The following is a 25,345-nucleotide window of genomic DNA, read 5'->3' as shown; positions in this document are numbered from 1 at the left end:
TAAGCTTTTTTAGTGTTTAAAAATAAACAATTGACTTTTTTCTTAAAATTCAATATGTTCATAAAAACATCTGTTTTTCATAAGTATAATTAACCTGAATGGTTTGGAATTTGGGAAGGAGAATGTAGCTTTGAAAACATTAGAACTACAAGAGCGTTTAACTGAAATTTTTCAGCATTTACATGAAAACCCTGAAGTGAGTTGGAAAGAGTATGAAACGACAGCGTATATTACTAACTTTTTAAAAGAAGAAGGAATTTCATATAAAATATTTGATGATTGCCCAGGCGTGATTGCTGAAATTGGAAGCGGAAATCCTATTATTGCGATTCGCGCTGATATGGATGCACTTTGGCAAGAAGTGAATGGAGAATTTAAAGCGAATCATTCGTGTGGTCACGATGCTCATATGACGATTGTAATGGGACTTATTTTACAATTAAAGAATATGAGATGGAAAAGTGGTACAGTTAGATTTATTTTTCAGCCAGCAGAAGAGAAAGGGAATGGCGCTTTAAAAATGGTAGAGAAAGGTGCTGTGGATGATGCGGATTTCCTATTCGGTGTTCATTTGCGCCCGATTGAAGAACTATCTTTGAAACAGGCTGCCCCATCAATTCGTCACGGAGCAGCAGGATTTTTAGAGGGTATGATTCACGGAGAAGATGCACATGGAGCACGCCCACATCAAGGGATAAATGCGATTGATGTTATTTCCATGATTAATATCGGTTTGAAAAACATATGGCTACCACCGCAAAGTTCCTATTCAGTAAAGATGACGAGGTGCCAAGCTGGTGGTGATAATTTAAATATTATTCCGGGTAACGGGCATTTTAGCTTAGATGTCAGAGCGGAGAGTAATACATTATTAGAAGAATTGAAGAAAAAAATAGAGCATGTCATAGAATCAGCTGCATCGATGGGATCGAAAACTTCATATGAGTGGATTGATCTCGCGCCAGGAGCTGAAGTTTCAGAAGAAGCTGAGCGATTTATGCGTAAAGGTATTCTTGAAGTGTATGGGGAAGATAAATGTACGGGACCACTTTATACGACAGGAAGCGATGATTTCCATTACTACACAGTGAAGAGACCACATTTAAAAGCTGTCATGCTTGGATTAGGAGCAGACCTACAACCTGGATTACACCATCCGTATATGAAGTTCGATCATAGTTGTATTATGGATGGGGTAGAAATATTAAAACAAACTGTATTGAAAGTGTTAGAAGACAGGGGCTAGGGAGCTCCTGTCTTTTTGTAGAAATTTGTCATTAAGTCGATATCCTTTGTCGAAACGTCGATATATTGAAAAAATCGTTGATATATTTGAAATTACGATAGATATAATGAGAAAATCGTCGATATAATTTCACGTACCTATTAATTTGATGAAAAATGAGCATCCAGTACATGGTGTATAATAATAAGTACCATTTCTTAATAGGAGAAAACGAATGAACGAACAATATTACGATGCAGTTTTACATATAAAAACAGTCGGTGAGCAAAAAGGATTTAACAAGTCTATGCATTATCATCGTTATGAACCGACGCCATATAGCGGATTAGATGAGTTATTGAATCAATATGAAATAAGAAGTAGCGACCAGATTGTAGACTTTGGATGTGGAAAAGGACGATTAAACTTTTACATGCACCATAAGTGTGGTGCTTCAGCGGTTGGAATTGAAATGAATGAAGAGTTTTATAAAGAAGCGATGGATAATCTTGATCGTTATGCCCGAAAGGTAAGAAACAGTAAAGACAAAATTCGATTTGAATGCTGTTTAGCACAAGAATATGAGATTGATTCACGTGATAACCGTTTTTATTTCTTTAATCCATTTTCTGTACAAGTGTTTATGAATGTAGTCAATAACATTTTGCTTTCGGTAGAGGAAATAGAGAGAGAAGTGGATATTATTTTGTATTATCCTTCTGAGGACTATATTTTCTTCTTAGAAAATCAGACTGCGTTTGAGCTGAAGAAAGAAGTGAGATTGCCAGGTGCTTATGAGAAGAATGGGAATGAGAGATTTTTAATTTATACATTAAGATTATAAAAAAGCAGGTGCCAAGGCACCCGCTTTTTTTACTCACGTCTATATAATTAGTTACGGATTAAGTAATCAAATGCACCTAAAGCTGCGTTTGCACCTGAACCCATAGAGATGATGATTTGTTTGTACGGATTATTTGTACAGTCACCTGCAGCAAACACTCCTGGTACGTTTGTAGCGCCGTGCTTGTCTGTTACGATTTCACCGCGAACGCGTTCAACTGTTTCGCCTAACCAGTCTGTGTTTGGCACAAGACCGATTTGTACGAATACACCTTGTAATTCAACGTGATGAACTTCTTCAGTTTCACGATCGATGTAAGAAATACCGTTTACTTTATCAGTACCAGTAATTTCTTTTGTTTGAACGTTTTTCAGAACAGTTACGTTTGGTAAGCTGTTAAGACGTTCTTGTAATACAGCATCAGCTTTTAATTCTGGCATGAATTCAAGAACAGTTACGTGCTTAACAATACCTGCTAAGTCGATAGCCGCTTCAATACCAGAGTTACCTCCGCCGATAACTGCTACGTCTTTTCCAGTGAATAATGGACCGTCACAGTGTGGGCAGTATGCTACACCTTTATTTTTGAACTCAGCTTCACCTGGTACGCCAACATTACGCCAGCGAGCACCTGTTGAAACGATTACGCTCTTACTTTTCAGAATAGCGCCGTTTTCAAGTTCCACTTCAATAAGTTCTTTTTTCTCTAAACGTTTCGCACGTTGTAGATTCATTACATCGATGTCGTATTCTTTAACGTGCTCTTCAAGACTTGCCACTAGCTTAGGACCTTCAGTGCGTTTTACGCTGATGAAGTTCTCAATGCCCATAGTATCCATTACTTGACCGCCGAAGCGCTCAGCAACGATACCAGTGCGGATGCCTTTACGTGCTGCATAAATTGCTGCACTTGCACCAGCAGGGCCGCCACCAACAACAAGAACATCGTATGGATCTTTATCAGAAAGCTCTGATGCATCTGGACCGTTACCCATTTTAGCTAAAATTTCTTCAAGTGTCATACGACCGCTGCCGAAAGATTCGCCGTTTAGGAAAACTGTTGGTACTGCCATGATGTCTTTGCTTTCTACTTCCTCTTTGAATGCAGCGCCATCAATCATAGTATGTGTAATACCAGAGTTAAGAACGCTCATTACGTTAAGAGCTTGTACAACATCAGGACAGTTATGACAACTTAGGCTGATATAAGATTCAAAATGATATTCGCCTTGAATGTTTTTAATTTGATCGATTAATTTTTGTTCAACTTTTGGAGCGCGTCCACTTACTTGTAGTAAAGCTAACACTAATGAAGTAAATTCGTGTCCTAATGGAATACCAGCGAATACGACACCAGTGTCTTCACCAGGGCGGTTTACGCTAAAGCTTGGTGTTCTCTCTAATTCAACTTTTTCTACTGTAATCTTAGATGACATAGTAGCTAATTCGTCTACTAGAGCTAACATATCTTTAGATACGTCATCGTCTCCTGCGCTTACTTTAAGTAAAATATCGTTCTCCATTAATTGAAGATATTGGGATAGTTGTGTTTTTATATCTGCATCTAGTATCATTTTGATCGAACTCCTTAGATTTTGCCTACAAGGTCAAGGCTTGGTTTAAGTGTAGCAGAACCCTCTTGCCATTTAGCTGGGCAAACTTCACCTGGGTTGTTACGTACGTATTGAGCTGCTTTAATTTTGTTAACAAGAATGCTTGCGTCACGGCCGATACCGTCAGCATTGATTTCCATAGATTGGATAACGCCGTCTGGATCGATGATGAATGTACCACGAGCAGCAAGACCTTCTTCTTCCATTAAAACGTTGAAGTTTGTAGTGATTGTGCGAGTTGGGTCACCAATCATGATGTACTCGATTTTACCGATAGTTTCTGAGCTATCATGCCATGCTTTGTGAGTGAAGTGAGTGTCTGTAGATACAGAGTATACTTCAACGCCTAACTCTTTAAGAGTTGCATATTGGTTTTGTAAGTCTTCAAGTTCAGTTGGGCAAACGAATGTGAAGTCAGCTGGGTAGAAACAAACTACACTCCATTTTCCTTTTAAACTTTCGTCAGTAACTTGGATAAATTCTCCATTATGGTAAGCATTAGCTTTAAACGGTTTTACTTCTGTGCCGATTAATAACATATTAAAATTCCTCCTAAATGTTGGTTTTGAGCATCAAAAAATAGTGTGCTCATAAAATATATTTTTTAATTAACTATAATAATTCTAATTCGATATTAATTATCATATAGAAGTGGTTATTTTGTCAAGCGAATAAACGAACTTTATATCAATTTAATTAATATTTATTCTCAATTAAGGATAACAGGGAATGGAAAGGTAATTTTAAGTTTATAAATTTTCAATGAGTGCTTGAAAGAGTAGTGTGTATGTTAGAGATATGATGTAAGTATAAATTCTTAGGAAGGAAATATTTCTTAGAAGTTGTCTTTTTGAAAAGGAACTGCGTATTTCTATTTTACAAAGAATTGTGTGATAAATAAAATAAAATGAACTAGAATCTTTTTGAACAATTTTTGTCCTCTCAAATATATAATTAGGAAGTATATTGCAATGATATAGAAACATTGACTCAAGATATTAACAAGATATAATAAAACCTAGATATACATTTCAAAAAGAAGAACATATATTATAGGATGAAAGATTTAATCCTATTATTTTTTATAGCTTTTAGAAAACGCTTACAATTAGTGTGGAGGGGAAACCATGTCTAAGTTCACGAAGTATTTTTTAATGGAAGCTAGCGATGTGATTGTATATGTGAAAGAGAAATTATGTAAGTTTGAACATGCAAAGGGGTTACAGTGTAAAGAAATAGGCGATGGTAATTTAAATTATGTATTCCGCGTTTGGGATGAACAGAAGAACATTTCTGTCATTGTAAAGCAAGCTGGGGATACAGCACGTATTTCAGATGAGTTTAAGTTGTCGACGAATCGTATTCGTATAGAATCAGATGTTTTGCAGTTAGAGGAAGAGTTAGCACCTGGACTTGTTCCGAAGGTGTATTTGTTTGATAGTGTGATGAATTGTTGCGTAATGGAGGATTTATCGGATCACACAATATTACGTACAGCACTTATAAATCATGAAATATTTCCGAGGCTTGCGGATGATTTAACTACCTTTATGGTAAATACACTCTTATTAACATCGGATGTTGCAATGAATCATAAAGAGAAGAAGGAGCTTGTGAAGAATTATATAAATCCTGAGTTATGTGAGATTACAGAAGAACTCGTATACGCTGAGCCATTTACAAATCATAATAAGCGTAATGAGTTATTTCCGTTAAATGATGGATGGATTAGAGAACATATTTATAGTGATAAAGAGCTTCGTATAGAAGTAGCTAAACTTAAGTTTTCTTTTATGACGAATGCACAGGCGCTTATTCACGGTGATTTGCATACTGGTTCTGTTTTTGTAAAAAATGATTCCACAAAGGTAATCGATCCTGAGTTTGCCTTTTATGGACCAATGGGATATGACGTTGGGAATGTAATGGCGAATTTAATGTTTGCTTGGGTAAATGCAGATGCAACGATGTCAGATGGAGCTGAGAAAGATACGTATATGGATTGGTTACAATCGACAATAATAGAGGTAATTGATTTATTTAAGAAGAAGTTTTTAGACGCTTGGGATATTCATGTCACAGAGATTATGGCGAAGGAAGAAGGCTTTAACGAAATCTATTTACAATCTGTATTAGAGGATACAGCTGCGGTGACGGGTCTTGAGTTAATTCGTCGTATTGTTGGGCTAGCGAAAGTAAAAGACATTACTTGTATTGAGAATGAGGAAGCACGTGCTAGAGCGGAACGTATTTGTCTTCAAGTTGCAAAGAAATTTATTTTACGAGCGAATCAATATAAAACAGGTACAAGCTTTGTAGAAACGTTAAAAGAACAGTCAATGCACTACGCGAAGTAAGGGGAGAAGATGATGGAAGAGCAATTAATACCAATCCAGTGGAAAGATGATGCTTTAGTTTTATTAGATCAAACATTATTACCGAATGAAGTTGTCTATGAATCTTTTAAAACAGCTGAAAGTGTGTGGGATGCCATTCAAGTAATGAAAGTAAGAGGAGCGCCGGCGATTGGTGTTTCAGCAGCTTATGGTGTGTATTTAGGAGCCAAGGAAGTTACTCAAAATACGGTGGAAGAATTGATAGAGGAAGTAAAAAAGGTATGTGCATACTTAGCAACATCAAGACCGACAGCAGTAAACTTATTTTGGGCACTTGAAAGAATGGAGGCAGTCGCGACAGAGAACGCACACTTATCAATCGCCCAGTTGAAAGATAGATTATTAGAAGAGGCAAAAGAGATTCATAGAGAAGATGAAGAAATTAACCGTCACATTGGAGAACATGCACTAACATTATTCCATGATGGAATGGGAGTATTAACACATTGTAATGCAGGTGCGTTAGCGACGACTAAGTATGGTACTGCGACAGCTCCAATGTACTTAGCGAAAGAAAAAGGATGGGACTTGAAAATCTATTCAGATGAGACACGTCCTAGATTACAAGGTTCAACGTTAACAGCATTAGAATTGCAGCGAGCGGGAATTGACGTCACTGTCATTACAGATAATATGGCAGCTATGGTCATGTCACAAGGGAAGATTGGTGCGGTAATCGTTGGATGCGACCGTGTGGCAGCAAATGGTGATGTAGCAAATAAAATTGGAACATTAGGCGTATCTATTTTAGCAAAATACTACAACATTCCGTTTTATGTAGCGGCACCAACACCGACAATTGACTTAAAAACACCGACAGGAAAAGAAATTCCGATTGAGGAAAGAGATGCTTCTGAAGTAATTAATCGTTTCGGACAGTATTCTGCTCCGAAAGAAAGTAAAGTATATAATCCAGCATTTGATGTCACGCCACATGAAAATGTAACTGCGATTATTACGGAAAAAGGGATTGTAAAAGCACCGTTTACGGAGAACTTAAAAAAGCTATTTTAATAAGTAGATAGATACAAAGTCAGTCATCATAAGCTTCATACTTAGGGGGATGTATATGTTATTACAAAAAGAGAGAGAAGAAATTGTAGCGTATGGAAAGAAAATGATTTCTAGCGGTTTAACAAAGGGGACAGGCGGTAATATTAGTATTTTCAATCGGGAGCAAGGTCTTGTTGCCATTAGCCCAAGTGGTTTAGATTATTATGAAACGAAGCCTGAAGATGTAGTTATATTAAACTTAGATGGCGATGTAGTAGAGGGAGAGAGAAAACCATCAAGCGAACTCGATATGCACCTTATTTATTATAGAAAGCGTGAAGATATAAATGCGCTTGTGCATACACATTCTCCTTATGCGAAGACGATTGCATCATTAGGATGGGAACTGCCCGCAGTATCGTATTTAATTGCTTTCGCAGGTCCTAATGTTCGTTGTGCACCGTATGAAACATTTGGTACGAAGCAATTAGCAGAGGCGGCTTTTGAAGGGATGATTGATCGCCGTGCCGTTTTACTTGCGAATCACGGTTTAATTGCGGGTGCAAACCATATAAAAATGGCATTTACCGTTGCAGAAGAAATTGAGTTTTGTGCGCAAATTTATTATCAAACGAAAAGCATTGGGGAACCGAAGCTATTGCCAGAAGACGAGATGGAGAATTTGGCGAAGAAGTTTGAAGGGTATGGGCAACAGTAGAATGAAACAAGAAAGACCCTCAAGATTTGACTCTTGAGGGTCTTTCTACGCTTTTTTAAGCAACAAATACATAAAGTAAGGAGCACCAATTAAAGCGACAACAATACCTGCTGGGATACCGTTAGGTTCAACGATATTTCGTCCAATTGTGTCTGCTAATAGTAATAGCCATCCGCCGATTAAAAGGGCGATAGGCATGAAGATTTGATGCCTTGGACCTACTAAAGATTTCGCGATATGAGGAGCCATCAGTCCGATAAAGCTAATTCCTCCTGTTACAGAAACAGCTGCAGCTGCAAGCGCAACGGCTGCCACTAATAAGTATCTGCGTTCTTTTTCAATTTCAATTCCAACGCCAATTGCGACCGGTTCGTTTAATGCTAGAATGTTTAATCGGTTTGCTTTATAGAAAACGAACGGAATGAATACGATTAACCATGGAAGCATTGCTAAAACGAAGATCCAGTCATCTCCCCAAATGTTACCGGCAATCCATTTGGCGATAAAGTCCACTTTCATACGATCTGCGGATGAAATAAGGACGATCATCATTCCAGATAGTGCAAATGCAAAACCGATACCGGTTAATGTTAATCGCACCGGCTGAAGTCCAGTTGATTTACTATATGAAAACAAGTAGATTAGAACAGCTGTTAGAAATGCTCCGATAAATCCAACGACAGGTAGTAAGTAAAGAAATGAGCCTACATCTATTGGAAAGTATAAAAAGAAAATAGCAACAGCAACACCGGCCCCAGAGTTGATTCCGAGAATACCAGGTTCAGCTAAATCATTTCGGGTAATTCCTTGCAGGATAGCTCCTGATAAAGCGAGAGCCATACCAGCTAATAATGTAATGATAATTCTAGGTAGCCTTAAAGAGTATAAAACAAATTCTTCTTTAAAAGTTCCTTGTCCCAGTAGTGTTGGGAGTAGTCGCTCATAAGATAAAGATGCTGAACCGAGCCCCATTCCAATTACAATAGTTGTAATGGTTAGTATAAGTAAAGCGAGTATAATAAGACGTTGTTTTCTTAGAATAGATGGGATCATGAGAACATTTTTCCTCCTTTACGTACAATGAATAGGAAGAATGGTAATCCTACAATTGCGACAATAGCAGCAACTGGTGTTTCGTACGGAGCGTTAATGGTACGTCCAATTGTATCTGCAAGTAGCATAAAGGAAGCACCAGCAATTGCTGACATCGGTATAACAAATCGGTAATCTGGACCGACAATTGGGCGTACCATGTGAGGTACCATTAAACCGATAAATGCCATATTTCCGACAAGTGCTACAGACGCACCTGCAAGTAAGATAATAATGATAAATAGAATGGTTTTAATAACAATAATTTTTTGACCTAGTCCAATAGCCACTTCTTCACTGAAACTAAGAACTGTCAATTTTTTTGCTAGTAAGATAGCGATAAAGATACTAATTGAAATGACTGGAATAATAACTTTCAATTGGCTCCAAGTAGTTCCGATTACGCCTCCAGCAGTCCAAAGTGATACATCTTGTGAAATTTTGAAGTAAATGCCGACTCCTTCTGAAATTGCGAGTAGAAATGCTGAAACGGCAGCACCAGCTAATACAATTCGAAGAGGGGAGAGCCCGCCTTTTTTCGCCATACCAATTCCAAATACCATAATTGCGCCAACTGCAGCACCGATAAAGCAAGCTAATGTTAAGTAAAGATAGCTGATGGAAGGATTGAAAGCAAGTGTTAGTGCAAGCGCAGCATTTGCTCCACCAGATAGCCCGAGTAATCCAGGATCTGCAAGTGGATTTCTTGTTAATCCTTGCATAATTGCTCCAGAAACAGCAAGTCCAGCTCCTACAAAAATAGCGGCAACTTCACGGGGCAAACGTATTTCGCGAATAATAGATATTTTATCCCCTTTTGCGGAGGAAGTGAGTGCTGACCATACGTCTTTTATTGAAGTATCTGCAGCACCTAATACCATTGCTACCATAAAAATAAGAAAGAATGCAATTATGCTTAAAATTAATTTGTATGTAAAAGCTATAGAACGTGTATGGTCATGTTCTTTTGTCATTCGTTTCACATCTTTTCTTTTCATAGAATAAAGGAAGAGGAATTCTTAATTTAAGAATTCCTCATGTTTGTATTATTTACCAAGAAAGCTCTTCTTGAAGAAGTCTAGTTGGAAGTCTAATGTAAGTGGATCGTTGAAATAGAATTCCATCATGTTTGCTTCGTATACGCGATTATTTTTTACTGCTGGGATGTTTTTATATGATTCTGTCTCTTGGAATGAGTTATCAGTATCTTTGTTTTTACTTACGATTAAGTAATCACCAGCAAACTCAGGCAATACCTCAGTAGATAATGCGTAGTAACCTTCTTTTAATGCTTTTTCTTTTACTTTTTCAGGCATTTTTAATTTCATTTCTTGGTACAGAATTTCTGTTCCACGACCCCAGTTCTCGCCGTATACATAAAGCTGTTTGTTGAAGTTTTCTACAACAGACACTGTAGCATCTTCACCGATTTTTGCTTTAATTTCTTTACCAGCTTCTTGTGCACGTTTCTTGAAGTCATCAACCCAAGTTTTTGCTTCTTTTTCTTTGTTTAATAACTTACCAATTTCTAAATGCTGTGTTAAGTAATCAACTTTTCCGTAAGTGTATGTTACAGTAGGTGCGATTTTCTTTAACTTATCAACATTTTTAATATTTGATAAACCGATGATTAAATCTGGATTTAGTTCAGCGATTTTTTCAACATTTTCATCTGATACTTCAGCAACGTCTTTAAGTTTGCTATCAAAACGTGGGTTTTGTTTAGACCATGAATCTACCCCTACAAGATTTACACCTAATGACATTACGTTACCAGCGAATGATGATAAAACAACAACGCGTTTTGGATTTGCAGGAACTTCTACTTTACCATTTTCAGATTGGTATGTAATGGTTTCTGATTTACTACCTTTTGCATCGTTCTTTTTGTCTGTAGAGCCATTGCTACAAGCGCTCATAACAAGGACGAAAAGAACTGTTAGTGAAATAAATAACTTTTTCATCGTCTGTCTCCTTTAAATAGATGATATGTGTATACAATAATTTGTTTAACTGCAATCTTTTTGAAAGAGTAGTGGTAATACAAAATGTTTATTAAAAATTTCGAATGTGAGATGTCACAATATAGTATTAACCATACTAATAAAAGAAGATGTAATCTCAAATTTTCTAATTATTAACAAATTGATAATGATTATCACTATTGATTCATTAAATAATATAATTTTATCTAGTTGTATTGTCAATAGTAATTTTAATTGTAAATTTTGCGGAAACAGGTTATATTTTATTGAGAATGATAATCAATGATTAGTAGCTGAGGAGTGAGCACGAATGAATCGAGAAGAATTGTTTGATGTAACTGTGATAGGCGGAGGACCTGCAGGGCTTTATTCAGCTTTTTATAGTGGACTCAGAGAAATGAAAACGAAAATAATAGAATTTCAACCACAGCTAGGTGGAAAAATACATGTTTATCCAGAGAAGATGATTTGGGATGTAGGAGGACTATTACCAGTTACAGGTGATAAATTAATTGAGCAACTTGTACAACAAGGGTTAACATTTCAGCCGGAAGTTGTATTAAATACAAAAGTAGAATCGATTATTCGTAATAAAGATGGCACTTTTACGTTAAAAGCAAACGATGGAAAAGAACACTTTTCAAAAACAGTTATTGTGGCAACTGGAAGTGGTATATTGAAACCACAAAAGTTATCAATTGAAGGTGCTGAGCGATTTGAAGTATCGAATTTAAATTATACAGTGAAGTCTTTAAAGCGTTTCAAAGATAAAACGATCATTATTTCCGGCGGAGGAAATTCTGCCGTTGATTGGGCAAATGAATTAGAACCAATCGCGAAAAAAGTATATGTAACATATAGAAAAGAAGAATTATCTGGTCATGAAGCACAAGTGAAGCAACTGCTGAACAGCTCAGCTGAGTGTTTCTTTAATACATCGATTACAAAATTAATTGCTGGTGATAGTCATGAAGCGATTGAATATGTAGAATTAACGAATCATGAGACAGGTGAAGTTTCTCATTTACTTGTTGATGAAGTTATTATTAATCATGGATATGAACGTGACATTACATTATTAGAAAATAGTGAGTTAGACGTTGCGATTATAGATAATTTTTATATTGCAGGGAATGCAAATAGTGAGTCTTCAGTAGACGGATTATATGCCGCTGGGGATATTTTAAAGCATGAAGGAAAATTACACTTAATTGCGGGAGCATTCCAAGATGCTGGAAATGCTGTAAATAAAGCGAAACAATTTATTCAGCCAGATGCAAGTGAGTATGGAATGGTTTCTTCGCATAATGAAGTATTTAAGAAGAGAAATCGTGAATTGATTAAGCAGATGATGAAATAGTAAAGGAACAAGTATACCCCCATTTACTTCTCTATTCAAATGACGAGAGAGATAAATGGGGGTTTTCCTGTTTACTATATTTTCAATCATTATAATGACACCGGTTTCATCAGTTCATGTGACATGAACGTTTTATTTATAAATCTCCCTAGAAAATAATGAATCTATGTTTTGCTGGCGCAGAACTGTATTACATTATGCTGTTCCTTTAGCTCGTTCGTTAGGAAATGGCATGTTTAATATAGAAGCAATGTACTGTTTTCCATGCATTCGAGCTAATGATTCTAATATTTGGCGAACACGTTTTGTAAGATGACCTTGTTTTTTTATTTCCTCACAATATGCGTCATAGAAAACGTATTTAGCCCAAAGGAAATCATCTTGTTGGAATAAGAAATGATTTTTGTACCATTCTCCAATTGTATGGTAACAATTGTTTTCCTGTATTGCTACGCTTTGAGAAAGAATACGATCAGATAAAGATGCAGTTAAATGAGAAATTGTGTTTTCTGTTTCAATTTGTAATGTTTTTTCTAACATTGTAATGATGTGACGAGTAGCCATATGTTAACTCTCCTTTGTGTAAATGGGTAATACCATTCTATATTTAAAAAATTCTTACTATATATTATTATACAATATATGGAATGCATCTACCTGCTTTTTAGGTTGCATTTACAAAATCTTTTTTATTTGTTTACAAAAATAAAGTAAGATACAGTATATAGGAAAAAATAATAAAGGAATGAACGAGTTGTATATAACAGTAGAAGAAGCTGCGGAGTATTTGAATTTACCAAAGTCGTATATTGAAGAGTTAATTCAGCAAAAGAAAATTCGTGCACTATTTGATGGAGAGCAGTATTTATTAAATAAAGAACAATTCAATACACATTTAGAACAAATGGAGAAATATAAGCAATTAGTGGAAGAAATATTGAACGAACCAATTCCAGAAGATATGGATGTTAAAGACGAAGATTAAACTATGGGAAATCCCTTATGAAGATATGCAGAAATGTATCTTCATAAGGGATTTTTTGTTTAAAGATATTAAAAGCATAAGGAGTTCTTAGCCTTTCTTCAAATTTTGATAGGTAGTAGTCTACCATGTTAAAAGCATATTTTTTTCTAGCTAGGACAAACATAGAGAACGTAACCTGTACAGATACATATACTATCAGTGCAAAAGCTTATAAATTAATGGAAGGGGTTTTCTCGTGAGTTTATTTCATTGTGATTTTTTGAAAGACTTAATTGGATCTTTTGTGAGAGTAAACAGGGGTGGTCCAGAATCTCAAAAAGGAACAATAATATCAGTATGTCCGGACTACTTCGTATTACAGAATGAAAAAGGTGAGCTTTATTACTATCAACTTAGTCATCTGAAAAGCATTACAAAAAATGCGAAAGAATGTGGATCAAGTGATTGCGAGTGGGAAGATTGCGCTTGTGCAGAAGACTTTGAAGCATTGCTTGAAAGTTTCAAATACTGCTGGGTGAAAATTAATCGCGGTGGTCCAGAGAAAGTGGAAGGCATTTTACAAGAGGTTTCTTGTGACTTCGTAACATTAATCGTAAAAGAAGAAATTATATTAATTGCAATAAAGCATATTAAAAGTGTTAACTATAATGCTTTAGCATGCGGAGAGAGCGATGAGAGCGACGATAGTAAGGAAAGTAGCAATAATTCAGGTCGTGCTCGTGCACAAAGACAATCAAGTAGAGGAAGATAATAAGAAAGGGGGATACAAAATTGGTATTATGCTGTGACCAAATTAAATGTTTAGTTGGTGAGACTGTAAAAGTAAACCTTCGCGGACCAGAAAGTCGAGTTGGTGAGCTCGTATCGTTAGGCAAAGATTATCTAACGTTACAATTACCTCATGGTGAATTAGTATATTATCACTTGAAACATGTGAAGAGTCTAGTTAAGAAAGTAAAAGAAAGTAAATGTGGCGATTGCTATAGTTCATGTTTCTGCTCTGATGAGGATACTTTTCTAGATATATTAAAAGACTTGAAGTATAAGTGGGTAAAAATTAATCGTGGTGGTCCAGAATGTGTGGAAGGTTTGTTAAGTGAGGTACACCATGGTTGCATTACACTAGTAAACTGCGATGAAGTGATTTATGTAGTTAAGTCTCATATTAAGAGTGTGAGTCAAGTAGTTAAATGTAAAAAGAATGAAGATGAATAATGTTTAATAAATAAGAGGGGCATTATGAGGGAAAGAGAAGAACAATTTCTTATTTCAATAGTATGAAAAGGAATTACTTACTATTAAAACAGAACTTTGCCCTGATTATTTTTTTAGAAATGAAAGACAGGAAAGAAGAAATTCATAGGAAGGAGGATATAGATGAATGAGTTAAACAAAAGTATTGGAGAAAATATATATGTTAAATTAATTGGTGAAAAAAGGTTTAAAGGTGTATTAATAGACGTAGGAAATGATATCGTTGTTCTTTACAATGGACAAGACTACGTATATATATCTTTATACCATGTACAATATTATAAATTTTTACGACCACATGATGAAGAAATCTCAAAACCAGATGTGGATTCTGTAATTAAGAGAGAGTCACCTTCAATTTCTTTGAGGAAAGTATTAAGTACTTCCAAAGGGATTTTTACGGAAATTTATGTAGCAGGAAATGCTCCAATACATGGGTATGTTACAAGTGTAATGAACGATTATATTGTTTTTTATAGTCCAGTTTATAAAACTGTATATATATCTTTAAAACACTTGAAATGGTTAATTCCGTATAAAGAAAATCAAGTGCCTTACGCCCTCAATAAAAATGAACTCCCCGTGAATCCCTTAAATATTACGTTAGCTCGAACGTTTGAAGAACAACTTATTAAAATGTCTGGCAAAATTATGGTGTTCGATTTAGGTGAGGAATATAATAAAATCGGAAAGATGGCGAAGATTGATGAAGGGCATATTGAAATATTAAAAGCGCGTGATGCGAAAATGTATGTAAATATTCAACATGTAAAATCTGTCCATTGTCCGTAAGTTAATTGAAAGGGCTGGCTTTTTCTTTTATATGCAGAAGAAAAGGTCGAGCCTATTTGTTTAGCTTGATCTGAATATGAGGGGAAAAATGAATTGAATATAAATATGTTAGTATGACTGTTGAAGAGGAAATTGTGTACTAAATTATAAAGAATATGTACGAGCTATCTTTTGATGTATTCAATTTATTTTTTTGAGGGAGAACTGCTTAACTAATATATTAAAGGGGTTTTGTTGGTGGAGCAGTTTCCAAATTCGTTATCGATTACATTACTTGGTAGTGCTGGTGGAGCAGCAAAAGCAGTTTTAGCGATTTTAAATCAAGCGATAGTAAATGAAAAAGACCCGATTTATGAAGTGATAAAGAATGTTACATTTTATTTGGTAGATATAAAACAAAAAGATAGGACGTATTATGACGAGTTGTTTCCAAATTTGGAAGATCAATTGTTTTTATCCGAAATAGATCTCCAAGATGTAGTGACATTTAAAAAACATTTAAAAGAAAGTAGTACGAGCGTTGTGATTGATGTTTCAGGGGCAGATACGATCAGAGTATTAAGCTGTTGTAATGAACTTGGAATTTGTTATATTAATTCAGCTTTGGAAAACGAGGCAGTAGATCAGGACGATAGTTTAATCGGCTTTCAGCTTACGGAAAGATATACGAGATTTGAGAAGGAAAAAGATAAATTTAAAAATACAAAAGCAATTATAGGCTCAGGTATGAATCCAGGTGTCGTTCAATGGATGGTTGTTGAACTTATGAAGGAACGCCCGAATGAAAAGCCAAGAGCATGCTATATAGTAGAACATGATACGTCATTTTTGAATGATACAGCACTTATAAAGCCTCATACACTGTATGCTTCATGGGCAGTAGAGCGATTTCTAGATGAAGCGATATGGAGTTATCCGATGTATATGAGTCATCATCGTCCTCTTTACTTTTATGAAGATGTATATGCTTCAGAGTATAAAGTAAAGTTGGGAGAGAAAGAATTTTATGGTTGTTTGATGCCGCATGAGGAAGTTTTAATTTTAGGGAAAAACTTTAACATGGAAGTAGGGTTTCTTTACCGAATTAACGAGTATACAACAAATATAATTAGACAGAACTTAGATAAGGTAGAAGATCTATGGAATTGGAATCGTAAAGTATTTAATCCAGCCGAAGAAGAGATTGCGGGCGAGGATCTAGTCGGTGTATTACTCGTTTATGAAAATAGCGAGACTTATATGTATAACGTGATGAATAGCAGTCAAGTTTTTCATAAATATAAAACGAATGCGACATACTTCCAAGTAGGATGTGGCATTTATGCTGGCTTGTGTAGTTTACTGTTCGATAACTTTAAACAAGGTGCCTATTATGTAGAGGAATTATTATTAAATACAGAAAGTAAGTACGGAGAATATTTGAATTTATATATGAATGATTTTGTAGTTGGTGGAAATGACTTTACGGATGGATTGCTACATGATCGAGTAAGGTGGATATAAATTGTGATGAAAAGGAAGGGGAAATCTCCTTCCTTTTCTCGTTATAAGGTTACAGATTGCTCTGAAAGTAATTTCATACTTATAATTTAATGAGATAATATGTAGAGTTTTTGTATTGATCATGAGGAGTAGCAAGGAAGTATTGCGATTCAAAGTAGCGGAGAGCTAGGAATGAAGGTGAAGATTTTTTTACCGATAGCATAATGCGCTAGAAGAAAATATTTTTCAGAAAAGTGTTCTTGTTGCGTAAATATAAACATTTTATAAAATGTTTCGAGAAGGGTTTTTTTTATAAAATACTTCGTTTATAATGGAGGAAAATATCGACATGAGATTTGTTATTCATGTAACGGTTCGGTAGTGTTAGAAAAAGAAGGGGTGCACGCGCATCCTTTTTTCTATGCAGATATTATGAAAGAGGTGGTATGATGGAATTAACATTAAATTCGACTGTATGCTTACACGCGATTCAATTTCGAAAAGAGCAAAAGAATTATATTGTAAAAGATACAATTACAGGAGAAAAATATGAAATGCCGCCACTTTGGATTGATGCATTGGCAATGATGCGTGACGGTTTTTTATTAGGGGAAATTGAGGAGAAATTAAAAGAAGAGTATCCGGAAGAAGAAATAAATATGTTAGCATTTACGAGGCAACTGTTAGAGCTAGAGCTTGTCGGAATGGTCGATGGGGAAGAAATAGCTTGTACAAAGAAGAAAGAGAAAGATTATTTAGCTTGGTTACGTCCTCGCGTTGAGCAATTCTTTCTTAGTTTAAATAAAAGAAATAGAAGCAAAGGTCAATGATGATCTTTGCTTTTTTGTATAGTTTGTTTAAAAAATTACAGCGAATGCTCTTGCGAAAGCACCGTCGCTATTTTTAATTTTTAAAGGTGCCGCTGAGAAAAAGAAACGTTTTGCATTAATGGCATCTAAGTTTGTTAAGTTTTCGATTAAATAAATATTATTCCCAAGTAGTATGTGATGAATTGGCGATGTTTCTGTCGTTACCTCGTCAGGAGAAATGAAATCTAAACCGACAGATTTTACTTTTAATTGAACTAATTCTTCAGCTAATTCTTCGGAAAGATAAAAGGCTTCTTGTTCATACGCTTCTGTATTCCATTTATTAGATAGGTTGGAATGGAAAATGACAATATCATCTTCTTTTATGTCAGCATTGTGTAATACTTCTTTAGGTAGTTTTCGTTCTTGTACATGAGTTACGTCGATAAGAACAGCTTCACCTACAAATTGGTCTAGGGGCAATTGATCAATAGTCGTTGCGCCTGAAATGAAATGAGCAGGAGCATCACAATGTGTACCAACATGAACGACAGAATGAAAATCTGTAACTTGATAACCTGTTTCTTCAACGCTTGTAATGGCTTCTAAATTGATTTTTGGTGTTCCAGGAAATTGAGACATATTTTTTTCAAATGTTTGGGATAGGTCAATTACTTTCACTTTAAATACCTCCAAGTATATATTTTGAAATATAAAAAACTCACCTTTCATAATCAAGAAAGATGAGTTTTGCACACAATAGTTACGTTTTATCTTTCAAAATGCAATGCATTTTGCAGGAATTAGCACCTATTCAGTTTGTATAAACTGAGGTTGCTGGGCTTCAAAGGGCCGGTCCCTCTGCCTCTCTTGATAAAGGTATATTCAATTTAAAGTTCGGAATTTTCGTGATAATAAAATTGTAATTCATTTCCTTTTTCTGTGCAACACAAAATAGGTATTCACCCAAATAAAGTTGCTCGCATATTGTAGCTTATGTAAATAGAATGCTGCGAAGGAGTGAGTGCAGTGACAGGGAATGTATTGAATTATTATGCTGGTGGAAATACAGCTAGAGGATTTCATAATTTATATGAAGAGAATTTAAAAGGACTAAACAGATTATTTATTTTAAAGGGTGGACCTGGAACGGGAAAATCTTCTTTAATTAAGGTAATAGGTCGTGAATGGGTTGAAAAGGGGTATGATATTGAATTTTTACACTGTTCTTCTGATAATAAATCGGTTGATGGTGTCATTATCCCGAAGTTAAAAGTAGGAATTGTTGATGGAACATCACCGCATGTTATTGAGCCAAAAATGCCAGGAGTTGTCGAGGAGTATATTAATTTAGGAATTGCTTGGGATTCAGATAAGTTAAGAAAGCAGAAAGTGGAAATTGAACGATTTGTTTCAGAAGCAAGCAAAGCTTTTCAAGCTGCTTACGCTCGTTTTAACGAGGCATTAGTTATACATGATGAGTGGGAGAAAATATATATTAGTAATATTGATTTTAATAAAGCGAACGAACTAACCGAGCAGCTCATTCAGAAATTATTTACAGATAAAGTTGGGAAACAATCGCTTGTGAAACATCGGTTTTTAGGAGCAGCTACACCGAAAGGAGCAGTTGATTTTGTTCCTAATTTAACAGAAGGATTACCACATCGTTATTTTATAAAAGGACGCCCAGGTTCTGGAAAATCAACAATGCTCAAAAAATTAGCTAAGGCAGCAGAAGAAAAAGGATTTGAAGTTGAAGTATATCATTGTGGGTTTGATCCAAATAGCCTTGATATGGTGATCGTAAGAGAATTAGGGTTTGCGATTTTCGATAGCACCGCACCACATGAATATTTTCCGAGCCGCGAAGGTGATGAAATTATAGATATGTATGCCCTTATTGTAACACCAGGGACGGATGAGAAGTATGCGGAAGAAATTCGTGACGTCTCTATTCAATATAAAGCAAAAATGAACGAGGCGATGTCTTTTTTAGCGAAAGCGAAATCAGTTCGTGATAAATTAGAACGAATTTATATTGCTGCTATGGACTTTTCAAAAGTAGATGCATACAAAGAGGAGATTCAAAAAGAGTTTGAACGAATTGCGGTTAGTGTAACTGAAAAGAACAAGTAAAAAATAACGAATTTTGACAGGCTGTCGGAAATTTTCTGACAGCTATTTTAGTATGTAGTAAACTTAGTAATATATTTGTCGAATTTCCAAGGAAATAATCAAAAAATGGAGAGGGTATGAAATGAGAGAGAAAATTAAGTTGGAGTTAGAACGAATTGAGAAAGAAAATGATGTGAAAATTTTATTCGCTGTGGAGTCAGGGAGTCGTGCATGGGGATTTCCATCAAAAGATAGTGATTATGATGTTAGATTCGTTTATATGCACCCGATAGAATGGTATTTATCCATTCATGATAAACGAGATGTAATTGAGTATCCGATTAGTGATGATTTAGATATAAGCGGATGGGATATTAAAAAAGCGTTACAACTATTTGCAAAGTCAAACCCAGCTTTACTCGAATGGATTCGATCACCCATTTTTTATTTGAAAAACTCTAATTTTCCAGAACAGCTTCAGCAAATGAGTGAAAAGAACTTCGATCCGAAAGCAACGATATATCATTACTTACATATGGCTTCAAAAAATTATCGTGAATTTTTGCAAGGTGAGAATGTAAAGCTAAAAAAGTACTTTTATGTATTGCGTCCTATTTTGGCTTGTAAGTGGCTAGAGGAGAAAACAACTTTGCCTCCTGTAGAATTCGATCGATTAATTACAGAATTATCATTGGAGCGTAGCGTATTATATGAAATTGAACAGTTGTTAATAAAGAAAAAGGCAGGTACTGAATTAGATATTGGATTAAAAATTGATGTGTTGAATCAATTTTTAGAAGAACAAATTCATTACTATCAGCAATATGTAAAAGGAATTGAAAAGGGATCAGGGATCGATATTGAGAGTTTAAATACATTGTTTCGAGATATGTTGTTTGCGGTATATGAAAAAGAGCACAAGTAAGTTGAAGTGCCCCCTAAAAGTTAGACACGGTTATTTCATTAGGTAGCTTGATCCAAATGAGTCCGGTATTGTACCGGGCTCATTTTTAATTTTGCCTTAATCCGTTTCGTATTATAATAATCTATATATTTTTCTAATTCTATTTTAAAATGATCTACACTTTCAAACTCTTTTATGTAGAGGAACTCCGACTTCATAATCCCAAAGAAATTCTCTATTACTGCGTTGTCGTAACAGTTTCCTTTTCGAGACATACTCTGTACGATCCCCCTTGATTCAAGTGTACGGACGTATTGTCTCATTTGATAATGCCACCCTTGATCCGAATGCATCAGTAGTTGGTGGTTTTCAGGTAAACGTTCTAATGCTTTCTCTAACATCTCTGAAACAAGTGAATACGTCGGTCTAGAACCAATTGTATAGGTAATAATTTCACCATTATACAAGTCTAATACAGGTGATACATACAGTTTTTCTCCAAACAATTTAAACTCTGTGATGTCTGTTACCCACTTTTGATTCGGTGCATCTGTATAAAAATTACGCTCTAAAATATTAGGTGCAATTTTACCGACTTTTCCTTTATAGGATTTATATTTCTTCATACGCACAACACACTTTAACCCAAGCTCTTTCATAATGCGCTGAACCTTCTTGTGGTTCACTTTCTGGCCACGATTCGTTAATTCATCACGAATGCGACGGTAACCATAACGACCTTCATTTCCCTCATAAATCGCTTTAATCTCAGCTTTCAAATCGGCATCTACATCTGGACGATTCATTTTCTTTACTAAATCATAATACGTGCTTCGAGGAATAGTAGCTAGCTCCACGAGTGCCTTCACCGAATATTTATGCCTTAATTCATAGACTACTTGCGCTTTATCTTGTTTTGTGATTTTTCCTTGTTTTGAACTAAGGCATTTAACTTTTTTAAGTACTCATTTTCCATCTCAAGCTGTTTAATGCGTGCTTCAAGTGCTTCGACTGACCCTTCAGCTAGAGGTTGTTTTAATTGTTTATTTGAATCTTTTTTCATGGATGGACGCCCCTTTTTCTTAGATTGAAGGGCATCAATTCCTTGTGTTTCGAGCTGTTTTTTCCAAACCGAAATCGTTGAAGGGGCAGGAATGTTAAAGATAGCTGCCGTCTCAAATAAGGACATACCGTTTTCAATCATAAAGTTTAGTACGTCTAGTTTAAATTGTTGTGTGTAATTTGTACATCGTTTTAGAAAAGCTTCCATACCATTCTGTTTATATTGGTTTACCCAATTCAAAATAATTGTGTCACTTATACCAATCGATTTACCCATTTCTCGATAACTTTCATTTCCGTTTAAATAACGTAGAACGATTTGTATTTTTTCATCAGCTGTAAATTTAGCCATAGAAAAACTGCACCTCCAATTGTTAGACTGTGTCTAACAATTGGGGTGCAGTTCAAAGTTTGTGCTCTTTTTATTTTGTAGGAATAAAGAAAACAGATATAGCTGCAAGAAGACCTGCAAATGAGAATAAGTAAAAATTCCATACTAAGTCATATTGCATTGTCATAATAATACCGACAAGAATAGGACCAGTAATTGCGCCAACTCGGCCAAGTCCAAGTCCCCAGCCTAAGGAAGTAGCTCGGATATGGGATGGGAAGTATTGTGTCACATATGCATTTAATATTTGAGTAATACCGACCGATCCAATTCCAGCAAGACCAATTAAAAGATAAATGATTGTAACAGATGGTTTAATTGTTAATAGTCCAATACATACAGCTGCCAGAAGATAGGAGATGCTAATAACAATTTTGGCTCCTATACGATCTGCGATTGCTCCAGCAAATAATGCACCGATAGCGGCGGTAATATTTAGCATAAGTAGAAATGATAAACTAGATCCAAGAGGATATCCTGCCTGTCGCATCATCTGAGGCAACCAAGTATTTAAACCGTATATTAAAAACATCCCCATTATATAAGTGATCCAAAAAAGCAGCGTTGCTTTTTTGTATTCTTTTGAGAATAAAGTAAGAAATCCATTTTTCTTTCGTATATTAGATGGGGGTTGATGAGTTTTCTCTTTTGCATGGAATTCAATTTGAAAACGATTAAGAATTTTATCCACTTCTTCTTGGCGGTTACGTGATAACAAAAATTGAATGGATTCAGGTAAATAACGAATAATGAAAGGAATGAGGAGTAGTGGAATCATTCCGATGCCAAACATAATTCTCCATCCGAAGTCTTCTAACATAAACATGGACAAAATAGCGCCTAACACGATACCTAAAGGATAGCCAGTAAACATAAGAGCGTAAATAAAAGATTGTCGCTTTTTTGGTGAATATTCAACAGTAAGTGCGGAAGCTGTTGGAATGACACCGCCTAGTCCAATTCCTCCGATAAATCGCCATAGTCCAAATAATTCAGGAGAAGGAGCAAGTGCAGCTAGGCCCATTGTAATAGAAAAAAGTGTTAAACAGCATATAAGTATCCATTTTCGTCCAATTAGATCTGTAATCGTTCCAACTAGAATAGCGCCAATAAACATTCCAAACAAAGCATAGCTTGCAATTGTACCAGCATGAGCTGGTGATAGTGCCCAGCTGTTGTCTTCCAGTAGCTTAGGCAGAACGGCCCCGTAAATACCTAAATCATAGCCGTCAGCTAGAATGGCTAGCCAACAAATAAAAACAACAAGTTTTGTAATAGAGTTTGAAAAGATAGTTTTTGTAGGTTCTAGATGAGGTGGAGCTGAAGGTTGCATAGTATTCACCCCTTTTAATTTGTAGATGAGTATATTATTTTATTTGGTGTTAATATTTTCCTTCTTGTATCGGGATTTATATGAAAAGGTTTTATAACAAATAAAGAAGTTCAACAGAAATCCTGTTGAACTTCTTTATTTATTTACTCATTATCAACTCGTTTTAACGGTTGATCTGCCGGACCTTCAATAACCTCTCCTTCAATTGAAAAACGGGAACCGTGGCAAGGGCAGTCCCAAGTACAATCACCATTATTCCATTCAACTTCGCAGCCGAGATGTGTACAAGTTGTATCGACAATATGTAATTTTCCACCTTTGTCCTTATAAGCACCTGCTCGTTTCCCGTTAACATGTACGACAGATCCTTCACCAACTTCGAGGTCTTCTGGTTTACGTAATACAGTTTCAATCTTTCCTTCAATTAAATGTTTCGCAACATCAAGGTTTTGGGAGAGGAACGTTTTTATATCTGGATTTGCATGGAAGCGTGATGGTGCATACAGTTCTTTATATGGACTGTCTACTTTTAGAATGGAATCCTTCAGTAAATGAGCGGCAGCAGTTCCAGTTGTCATTCCCCATTTACGATATCCAGTTGCAACAAATATATTTGGATTGCTCTCGTTAATATGTCCAATATAAGGGAGCTTATCTAGCGTAATTAAATCTTGTGCTGACCATCTATAAGGAACTTCATCTATTCCAAACGTTGCTTCCGCAAAAGAATAAAGTGCTTCGTAATGAAGCATCGTGTTTATTCCTTGTCCTGTTTTATGACTTTCTCCTCCAATTAAAATTAATTTTTCCCCATTGCTTGTTGTGTAGCGTAAGGAGCGTTTTGGGTCATCAATACTTAAATACATACCACCTGGATAATCTGTTTTTGCTTTAATAGCAAGAGCATAAGAGCGTTCTGCGTACATTCGCGTAAAGAAAAAGCTATTCGCATCATAAAAAGGAAAGTGTGAACAAGAGACAACATATTCACAAGTAATGCGATGTCCGCCCTTTGTAATGACTTGTGGAGAATCTCCTTTTTCTACATCCATAGCAGTCGTTTGTTCATAAACTTTTCCACCCATCTCCACAAACTTTTCTAAAAGTGTTTTCAAATAAAGAAGGGGATGAAACTGGGCTTGATTTTTCATGACAAGTGCAGATTGTACTGGAATTGGAATCGATAGAGATTGAACATAGTCACAAGGTATATTTAATTTTTGATAGGCTTCATATTCTTTCGATAAACTTCTTAATCCCTTATCGGTAGTTGTATATAAATATGAATCTTCATTTGAGAAATTACAGTCGATTTTATATGTTTGCACAGTTTCATTAATAAATTGTAGAGCATGATTATTTGATTCATAGTAAAGCCCGGCCTTTTCCATACCGAAATGATTGATTAATTCATCATAAATTAGATCATGTTGCGCTGTTATCTTTGCTGTTGTATGCCCAGTCGTCCCGTTTAAAATAAGCCCAGAATCAATTAACACAACATCGATGCCTTCTTTTGCAAGTAAATAGGCAGTAGTAATACCTGTAATACCAGCACCGATAACAGCAACTTTTGTCTTTATATTTTCAGATAAAGGGGGAAAAGTTGGGATTTGGGTAGATTCAATCCAATAAGATGATGGGAATTGTGGAAATGTATCGCTTGTCATTAAGGAAACCTCCTGATTTAGAACAATTTTCCTTTTGATATTTCCATATGATATGAAATTCATGTGTGTTGTTTTAGAGGTAGGCTATTTTTATCCCACTTTAATGGGCAGTAAGACCCCCACCTCAAAATTCAGCGAAAGTGAAGAAGTTAGGTGGGGGCAGGCTACCCATAAAAGTCCGATTGGTGAGGGCTAATAATCAGTGGGAGATGAAGCCCCCCACTGATTAAAGTTTCACTTTATTTAAAAGAAAGATAAAATTATTTTAATATAATTAATGGGCGTTATCGGTATGAAGAGATAGGAGTTGTGTAAAGCT

At 35.6% G+C, this 25,345-nt stretch carries 24 protein-coding genes and 1 riboswitch; of the genes, 14 read left to right on the top strand and 10 right to left on the bottom strand.

The window, feature by feature from the left end:
- The first annotated feature begins 130 nt into the window (after nucleotides 1–130).
- Nucleotides 131–1,246 carry a M20 peptidase aminoacylase family protein gene (locus QCI73_RS25620; RefSeq protein ID WP_327924402.1) on the top strand — a complete coding sequence of 372 codons (1,116 nt, stop codon included), beginning with the start codon at nucleotides 131–133 and terminating at the stop codon, nucleotides 1,244–1,246.
- A gap of 214 nt (nucleotides 1,247–1,460) precedes the next feature.
- The gene (locus QCI73_RS25615; protein ID WP_327924401.1) at nucleotides 1,461–2,069 is read left to right on the top strand and encodes an SAM-dependent methyltransferase; all 609 of its coding nucleotides are present in this window, start codon (nucleotides 1,461–1,463) and stop codon (nucleotides 2,067–2,069) included.
- 47 nt (nucleotides 2,070–2,116) lie between these two features.
- On the opposite strand, the gene ahpF is transcribed toward QCI73_RS25615, so the two are convergent.
- Nucleotides 2,117–3,643: an alkyl hydroperoxide reductase subunit F gene (gene ahpF / locus QCI73_RS25610; protein ID WP_000599492.1), complete on the bottom strand. Its 1,527-nt coding sequence runs from the start codon at nucleotides 3,641–3,643 to the stop codon at nucleotides 2,117–2,119.
- A gap of 14 nt (nucleotides 3,644–3,657) precedes the next feature.
- Nucleotides 3,658–4,221: an alkyl hydroperoxide reductase subunit C gene (gene ahpC / locus QCI73_RS25605; protein ID WP_000924422.1), complete on the bottom strand. Its 564-nt coding sequence runs from the start codon at nucleotides 4,219–4,221 to the stop codon at nucleotides 3,658–3,660.
- Between the two features lie 588 nt (nucleotides 4,222–4,809).
- On the opposite strand from ahpC, the gene mtnK reads away from it, so the two are divergent.
- Genes mtnK through QCI73_RS25590 form a run of 3 tightly spaced genes read left to right on the top strand, consistent with a single transcriptional unit; the run spans nucleotide 4,810 to nucleotide 7,789 of the window.
- Complete coding sequence (gene mtnK, locus QCI73_RS25600) at nucleotides 4,810–6,039, top strand: S-methyl-5-thioribose kinase (RefSeq protein ID WP_327924400.1); 1,230 nt, start codon at nucleotides 4,810–4,812, stop codon at nucleotides 6,037–6,039.
- 12 nt (nucleotides 6,040–6,051) lie between these two features.
- Nucleotides 6,052–7,092: an S-methyl-5-thioribose-1-phosphate isomerase gene (gene mtnA / locus QCI73_RS25595; protein ID WP_353823995.1), complete on the top strand. Its 1,041-nt coding sequence runs from the start codon at nucleotides 6,052–6,054 to the stop codon at nucleotides 7,090–7,092.
- A 55-nt stretch (nucleotides 7,093–7,147) separates the two neighbouring features.
- Nucleotides 7,148–7,789, top strand: a complete 642-nt coding sequence (locus QCI73_RS25590) for an L-fuculose-phosphate aldolase (protein ID WP_000926545.1) — start codon at nucleotides 7,148–7,150, stop codon at nucleotides 7,787–7,789.
- Between the two features lie 45 nt (nucleotides 7,790–7,834).
- Here QCI73_RS25590 and QCI73_RS25585 read toward each other — a convergent pair whose 3' ends face one another.
- From QCI73_RS25585 to QCI73_RS25575, 3 genes are read right to left on the bottom strand one after another with little or no spacing between them, the layout of a single operon-like run.
- Nucleotides 7,835–8,842: a FecCD family ABC transporter permease gene (locus QCI73_RS25585; protein WP_353823994.1), complete on the bottom strand. Its 1,008-nt coding sequence runs from the start codon at nucleotides 8,840–8,842 to the stop codon at nucleotides 7,835–7,837.
- Nucleotides 8,839–9,879 (bottom strand): FecCD family ABC transporter permease, encoded by a 1,041-nt coding sequence (locus QCI73_RS25580; RefSeq protein WP_353823992.1) that lies wholly within the window; start codon nucleotides 9,877–9,879, stop codon nucleotides 8,839–8,841. The genes QCI73_RS25585 and QCI73_RS25580 overlap by 4 nt, the downstream gene beginning before the upstream one ends.
- Before the next feature lie 48 nt (nucleotides 9,880–9,927).
- Nucleotides 9,928–10,845, bottom strand: coding sequence for an iron-hydroxamate ABC transporter substrate-binding protein (locus QCI73_RS25575; RefSeq protein WP_000732578.1), 918 nt, complete (start codon nucleotides 10,843–10,845; stop codon nucleotides 9,928–9,930).
- A 331-nt stretch (nucleotides 10,846–11,176) separates the two neighbouring features.
- Here QCI73_RS25575 and QCI73_RS25570 point away from each other — a divergent pair, with 331 nt between their 5' ends.
- Nucleotides 11,177–12,226, top strand: coding sequence for an NAD(P)/FAD-dependent oxidoreductase (locus tag QCI73_RS25570; protein ID WP_327924397.1), 1,050 nt, complete (start codon nucleotides 11,177–11,179; stop codon nucleotides 12,224–12,226).
- A gap of 195 nt (nucleotides 12,227–12,421) precedes the next feature.
- Here QCI73_RS25570 and QCI73_RS25565 read toward each other — a convergent pair whose 3' ends face one another.
- Complete coding sequence (locus QCI73_RS25565; RefSeq protein ID WP_000235473.1) at nucleotides 12,422–12,790, bottom strand: hypothetical protein; 369 nt, start codon at nucleotides 12,788–12,790, stop codon at nucleotides 12,422–12,424.
- A 181-nt stretch (nucleotides 12,791–12,971) separates the two neighbouring features.
- On the opposite strand from QCI73_RS25565, the gene QCI73_RS25560 reads away from it, so the two are divergent.
- From QCI73_RS25560 to QCI73_RS25535, 6 genes are all read left to right on the top strand, one after another.
- The gene (locus QCI73_RS25560; protein ID WP_001004507.1) at nucleotides 12,972–13,211 is read left to right on the top strand and encodes a helix-turn-helix domain-containing protein; all 240 of its coding nucleotides are present in this window, start codon (nucleotides 12,972–12,974) and stop codon (nucleotides 13,209–13,211) included.
- A gap of 235 nt (nucleotides 13,212–13,446) precedes the next feature.
- Nucleotides 13,447–13,962 (top strand): spore coat protein, encoded by a 516-nt coding sequence (locus QCI73_RS25555; RefSeq protein WP_327924396.1) that lies wholly within the window; start codon nucleotides 13,447–13,449, stop codon nucleotides 13,960–13,962.
- 20 nt (nucleotides 13,963–13,982) lie between these two features.
- Nucleotides 13,983–14,426 (top strand): spore coat protein, encoded by a 444-nt coding sequence (locus QCI73_RS25550; RefSeq protein ID WP_113711388.1) that lies wholly within the window; start codon nucleotides 13,983–13,985, stop codon nucleotides 14,424–14,426.
- A 162-nt stretch (nucleotides 14,427–14,588) separates the two neighbouring features.
- Nucleotides 14,589–15,257, top strand: coding sequence for an LSm family protein (locus QCI73_RS25545; RefSeq protein WP_001004273.1), 669 nt, complete (start codon nucleotides 14,589–14,591; stop codon nucleotides 15,255–15,257).
- 237 nt (nucleotides 15,258–15,494) lie between these two features.
- Nucleotides 15,495–16,760, top strand: coding sequence for a hypothetical protein (locus tag QCI73_RS25540; protein ID WP_000434741.1), 1,266 nt, complete (start codon nucleotides 15,495–15,497; stop codon nucleotides 16,758–16,760).
- 428 nt (nucleotides 16,761–17,188) lie between these two features.
- Entirely contained in the window at nucleotides 17,189–17,569 is a 381-nt protein-coding gene (locus tag QCI73_RS25535) for a hypothetical protein (protein WP_000424100.1), read from the top strand.
- 27 nt (nucleotides 17,570–17,596) lie between these two features.
- On the opposite strand, the gene QCI73_RS25530 is transcribed toward QCI73_RS25535, so the two are convergent.
- Nucleotides 17,597–18,229: a cyclase family protein gene (locus QCI73_RS25530; protein ID WP_262724564.1), complete on the bottom strand. Its 633-nt coding sequence runs from the start codon at nucleotides 18,227–18,229 to the stop codon at nucleotides 17,597–17,599.
- 86 nt (nucleotides 18,230–18,315) lie between these two features.
- Nucleotides 18,316–18,428: riboswitch (SAM riboswitch) on the bottom strand.
- A 149-nt stretch (nucleotides 18,429–18,577) separates the two neighbouring features.
- Between QCI73_RS25530 and QCI73_RS25525 the strand changes: the two genes are divergently transcribed.
- A complete protein-coding gene (locus QCI73_RS25525; protein WP_000147495.1) occupies nucleotides 18,578–19,687 on the top strand; it encodes a PRK06851 family protein in 1,110 nt (369 codons plus the stop codon).
- A 121-nt stretch (nucleotides 19,688–19,808) separates the two neighbouring features.
- Complete coding sequence (locus tag QCI73_RS25520; protein WP_327924391.1) at nucleotides 19,809–20,591, top strand: nucleotidyltransferase domain-containing protein; 783 nt, start codon at nucleotides 19,809–19,811, stop codon at nucleotides 20,589–20,591.
- Nucleotides 20,592–20,629: 38 nt separating this feature from the next.
- Here the strand turns inward: QCI73_RS25520 and QCI73_RS25515 are convergent.
- The 3 genes from QCI73_RS25515 to QCI73_RS25505 form a co-directional block, all read right to left on the bottom strand.
- A protein-coding gene (locus tag QCI73_RS25515; RefSeq protein ID WP_483299564.1) for an IS3 family transposase occupies nucleotides 20,630–21,984 on the bottom strand; the annotation gives its coding sequence in 2 pieces (ribosomal slippage) (nucleotides 20,630–21,516 and nucleotides 21,516–21,984; 1,356 coding nt in all).
- A 70-nt stretch (nucleotides 21,985–22,054) separates the two neighbouring features.
- Nucleotides 22,055–23,356 carry an MFS transporter gene (locus QCI73_RS25510; protein ID WP_353823990.1) on the bottom strand — a complete coding sequence of 434 codons (1,302 nt, stop codon included), beginning with the start codon at nucleotides 23,354–23,356 and terminating at the stop codon, nucleotides 22,055–22,057.
- Nucleotides 23,357–23,499: 143 nt separating this feature from the next.
- On the bottom strand, nucleotides 23,500–25,026 hold the full coding sequence (locus QCI73_RS25505; protein WP_327923694.1) for an FAD-dependent oxidoreductase: 1,527 nt from the start codon (nucleotides 25,024–25,026) through the stop codon (nucleotides 23,500–23,502).
- Nucleotides 25,027–25,345: the final 319 nt, after the last annotated feature.

This window comes from Bacillus cereus group sp. MG16 (assembly GCF_040459875.1).
GTDB lineage: Bacteria > Bacillota > Bacilli > Bacillales > Bacillaceae_G > Bacillus_A > Bacillus_A paranthracis.
The sequence above is the reverse complement of the archived record's forward strand: the minus strand, read 5'-3'. Positions and strand labels throughout refer to the sequence as shown.

Bases quoted from the DNA above. Each gene is read 5' to 3' on its own strand.
- QCI73_RS25615 (WP_327924401.1), top strand. From the start codon at position 1,461: ATGAACGAACAATATTACGATGCAGTTTTACATATAAAAACAGTCGGT.
- mtnK (WP_327924400.1), top strand. From the start codon at position 4,810: ATGTCTAAGTTCACGAAGTATTTTTTAATGGAAGCTAGCGATGTGATT.
- mtnA (WP_353823995.1), top strand. From the start codon at position 6,052: ATGGAAGAGCAATTAATACCAATCCAGTGGAAAGATGATGCTTTAGTT.
- QCI73_RS25590 (WP_000926545.1), top strand. From the start codon at position 7,148: ATGTTATTACAAAAAGAGAGAGAAGAAATTGTAGCGTATGGAAAGAAA.
- ahpF (WP_000599492.1), bottom strand. From the start codon at position 3,643: ATGATACTAGATGCAGATATAAAAACACAACTATCCCAATATCTTCAA.
- QCI73_RS25545 (WP_001004273.1), top strand. From the start codon at position 14,589: ATGAATGAGTTAAACAAAAGTATTGGAGAAAATATATATGTTAAATTA.
- QCI73_RS25520 (WP_327924391.1), top strand. From the start codon at position 19,809: ATGAGAGAGAAAATTAAGTTGGAGTTAGAACGAATTGAGAAAGAAAAT.
- QCI73_RS25510 (WP_353823990.1), bottom strand. From the start codon at position 23,356: ATGCAACCTTCAGCTCCACCTCATCTAGAACCTACAAAAACTATCTTT.
- QCI73_RS25535 (WP_000424100.1), top strand. From the start codon at position 17,189: ATGGAATTAACATTAAATTCGACTGTATGCTTACACGCGATTCAATTT.
- ahpC (WP_000924422.1), bottom strand. From the start codon at position 4,221: ATGTTATTAATCGGCACAGAAGTAAAACCGTTTAAAGCTAATGCTTAC.
- QCI73_RS25560 (WP_001004507.1), top strand. From the start codon at position 12,972: ATGAACGAGTTGTATATAACAGTAGAAGAAGCTGCGGAGTATTTGAAT.
- QCI73_RS25580 (WP_353823992.1), bottom strand. From the start codon at position 9,879: ATGAAAAGAAAAGATGTGAAACGAATGACAAAAGAACATGACCATACA.
- QCI73_RS25505 (WP_327923694.1), bottom strand. From the start codon at position 25,026: ATGACAAGCGATACATTTCCACAATTCCCATCATCTTATTGGATTGAA.
- QCI73_RS25565 (WP_000235473.1), bottom strand. From the start codon at position 12,790: ATGGCTACTCGTCACATCATTACAATGTTAGAAAAAACATTACAAATT.
- QCI73_RS25570 (WP_327924397.1), top strand. From the start codon at position 11,177: ATGAATCGAGAAGAATTGTTTGATGTAACTGTGATAGGCGGAGGACCT.
- QCI73_RS25575 (WP_000732578.1), bottom strand. From the start codon at position 10,845: ATGAAAAAGTTATTTATTTCACTAACAGTTCTTTTCGTCCTTGTTATG.
- QCI73_RS25585 (WP_353823994.1), bottom strand. From the start codon at position 8,842: ATGATCCCATCTATTCTAAGAAAACAACGTCTTATTATACTCGCTTTA.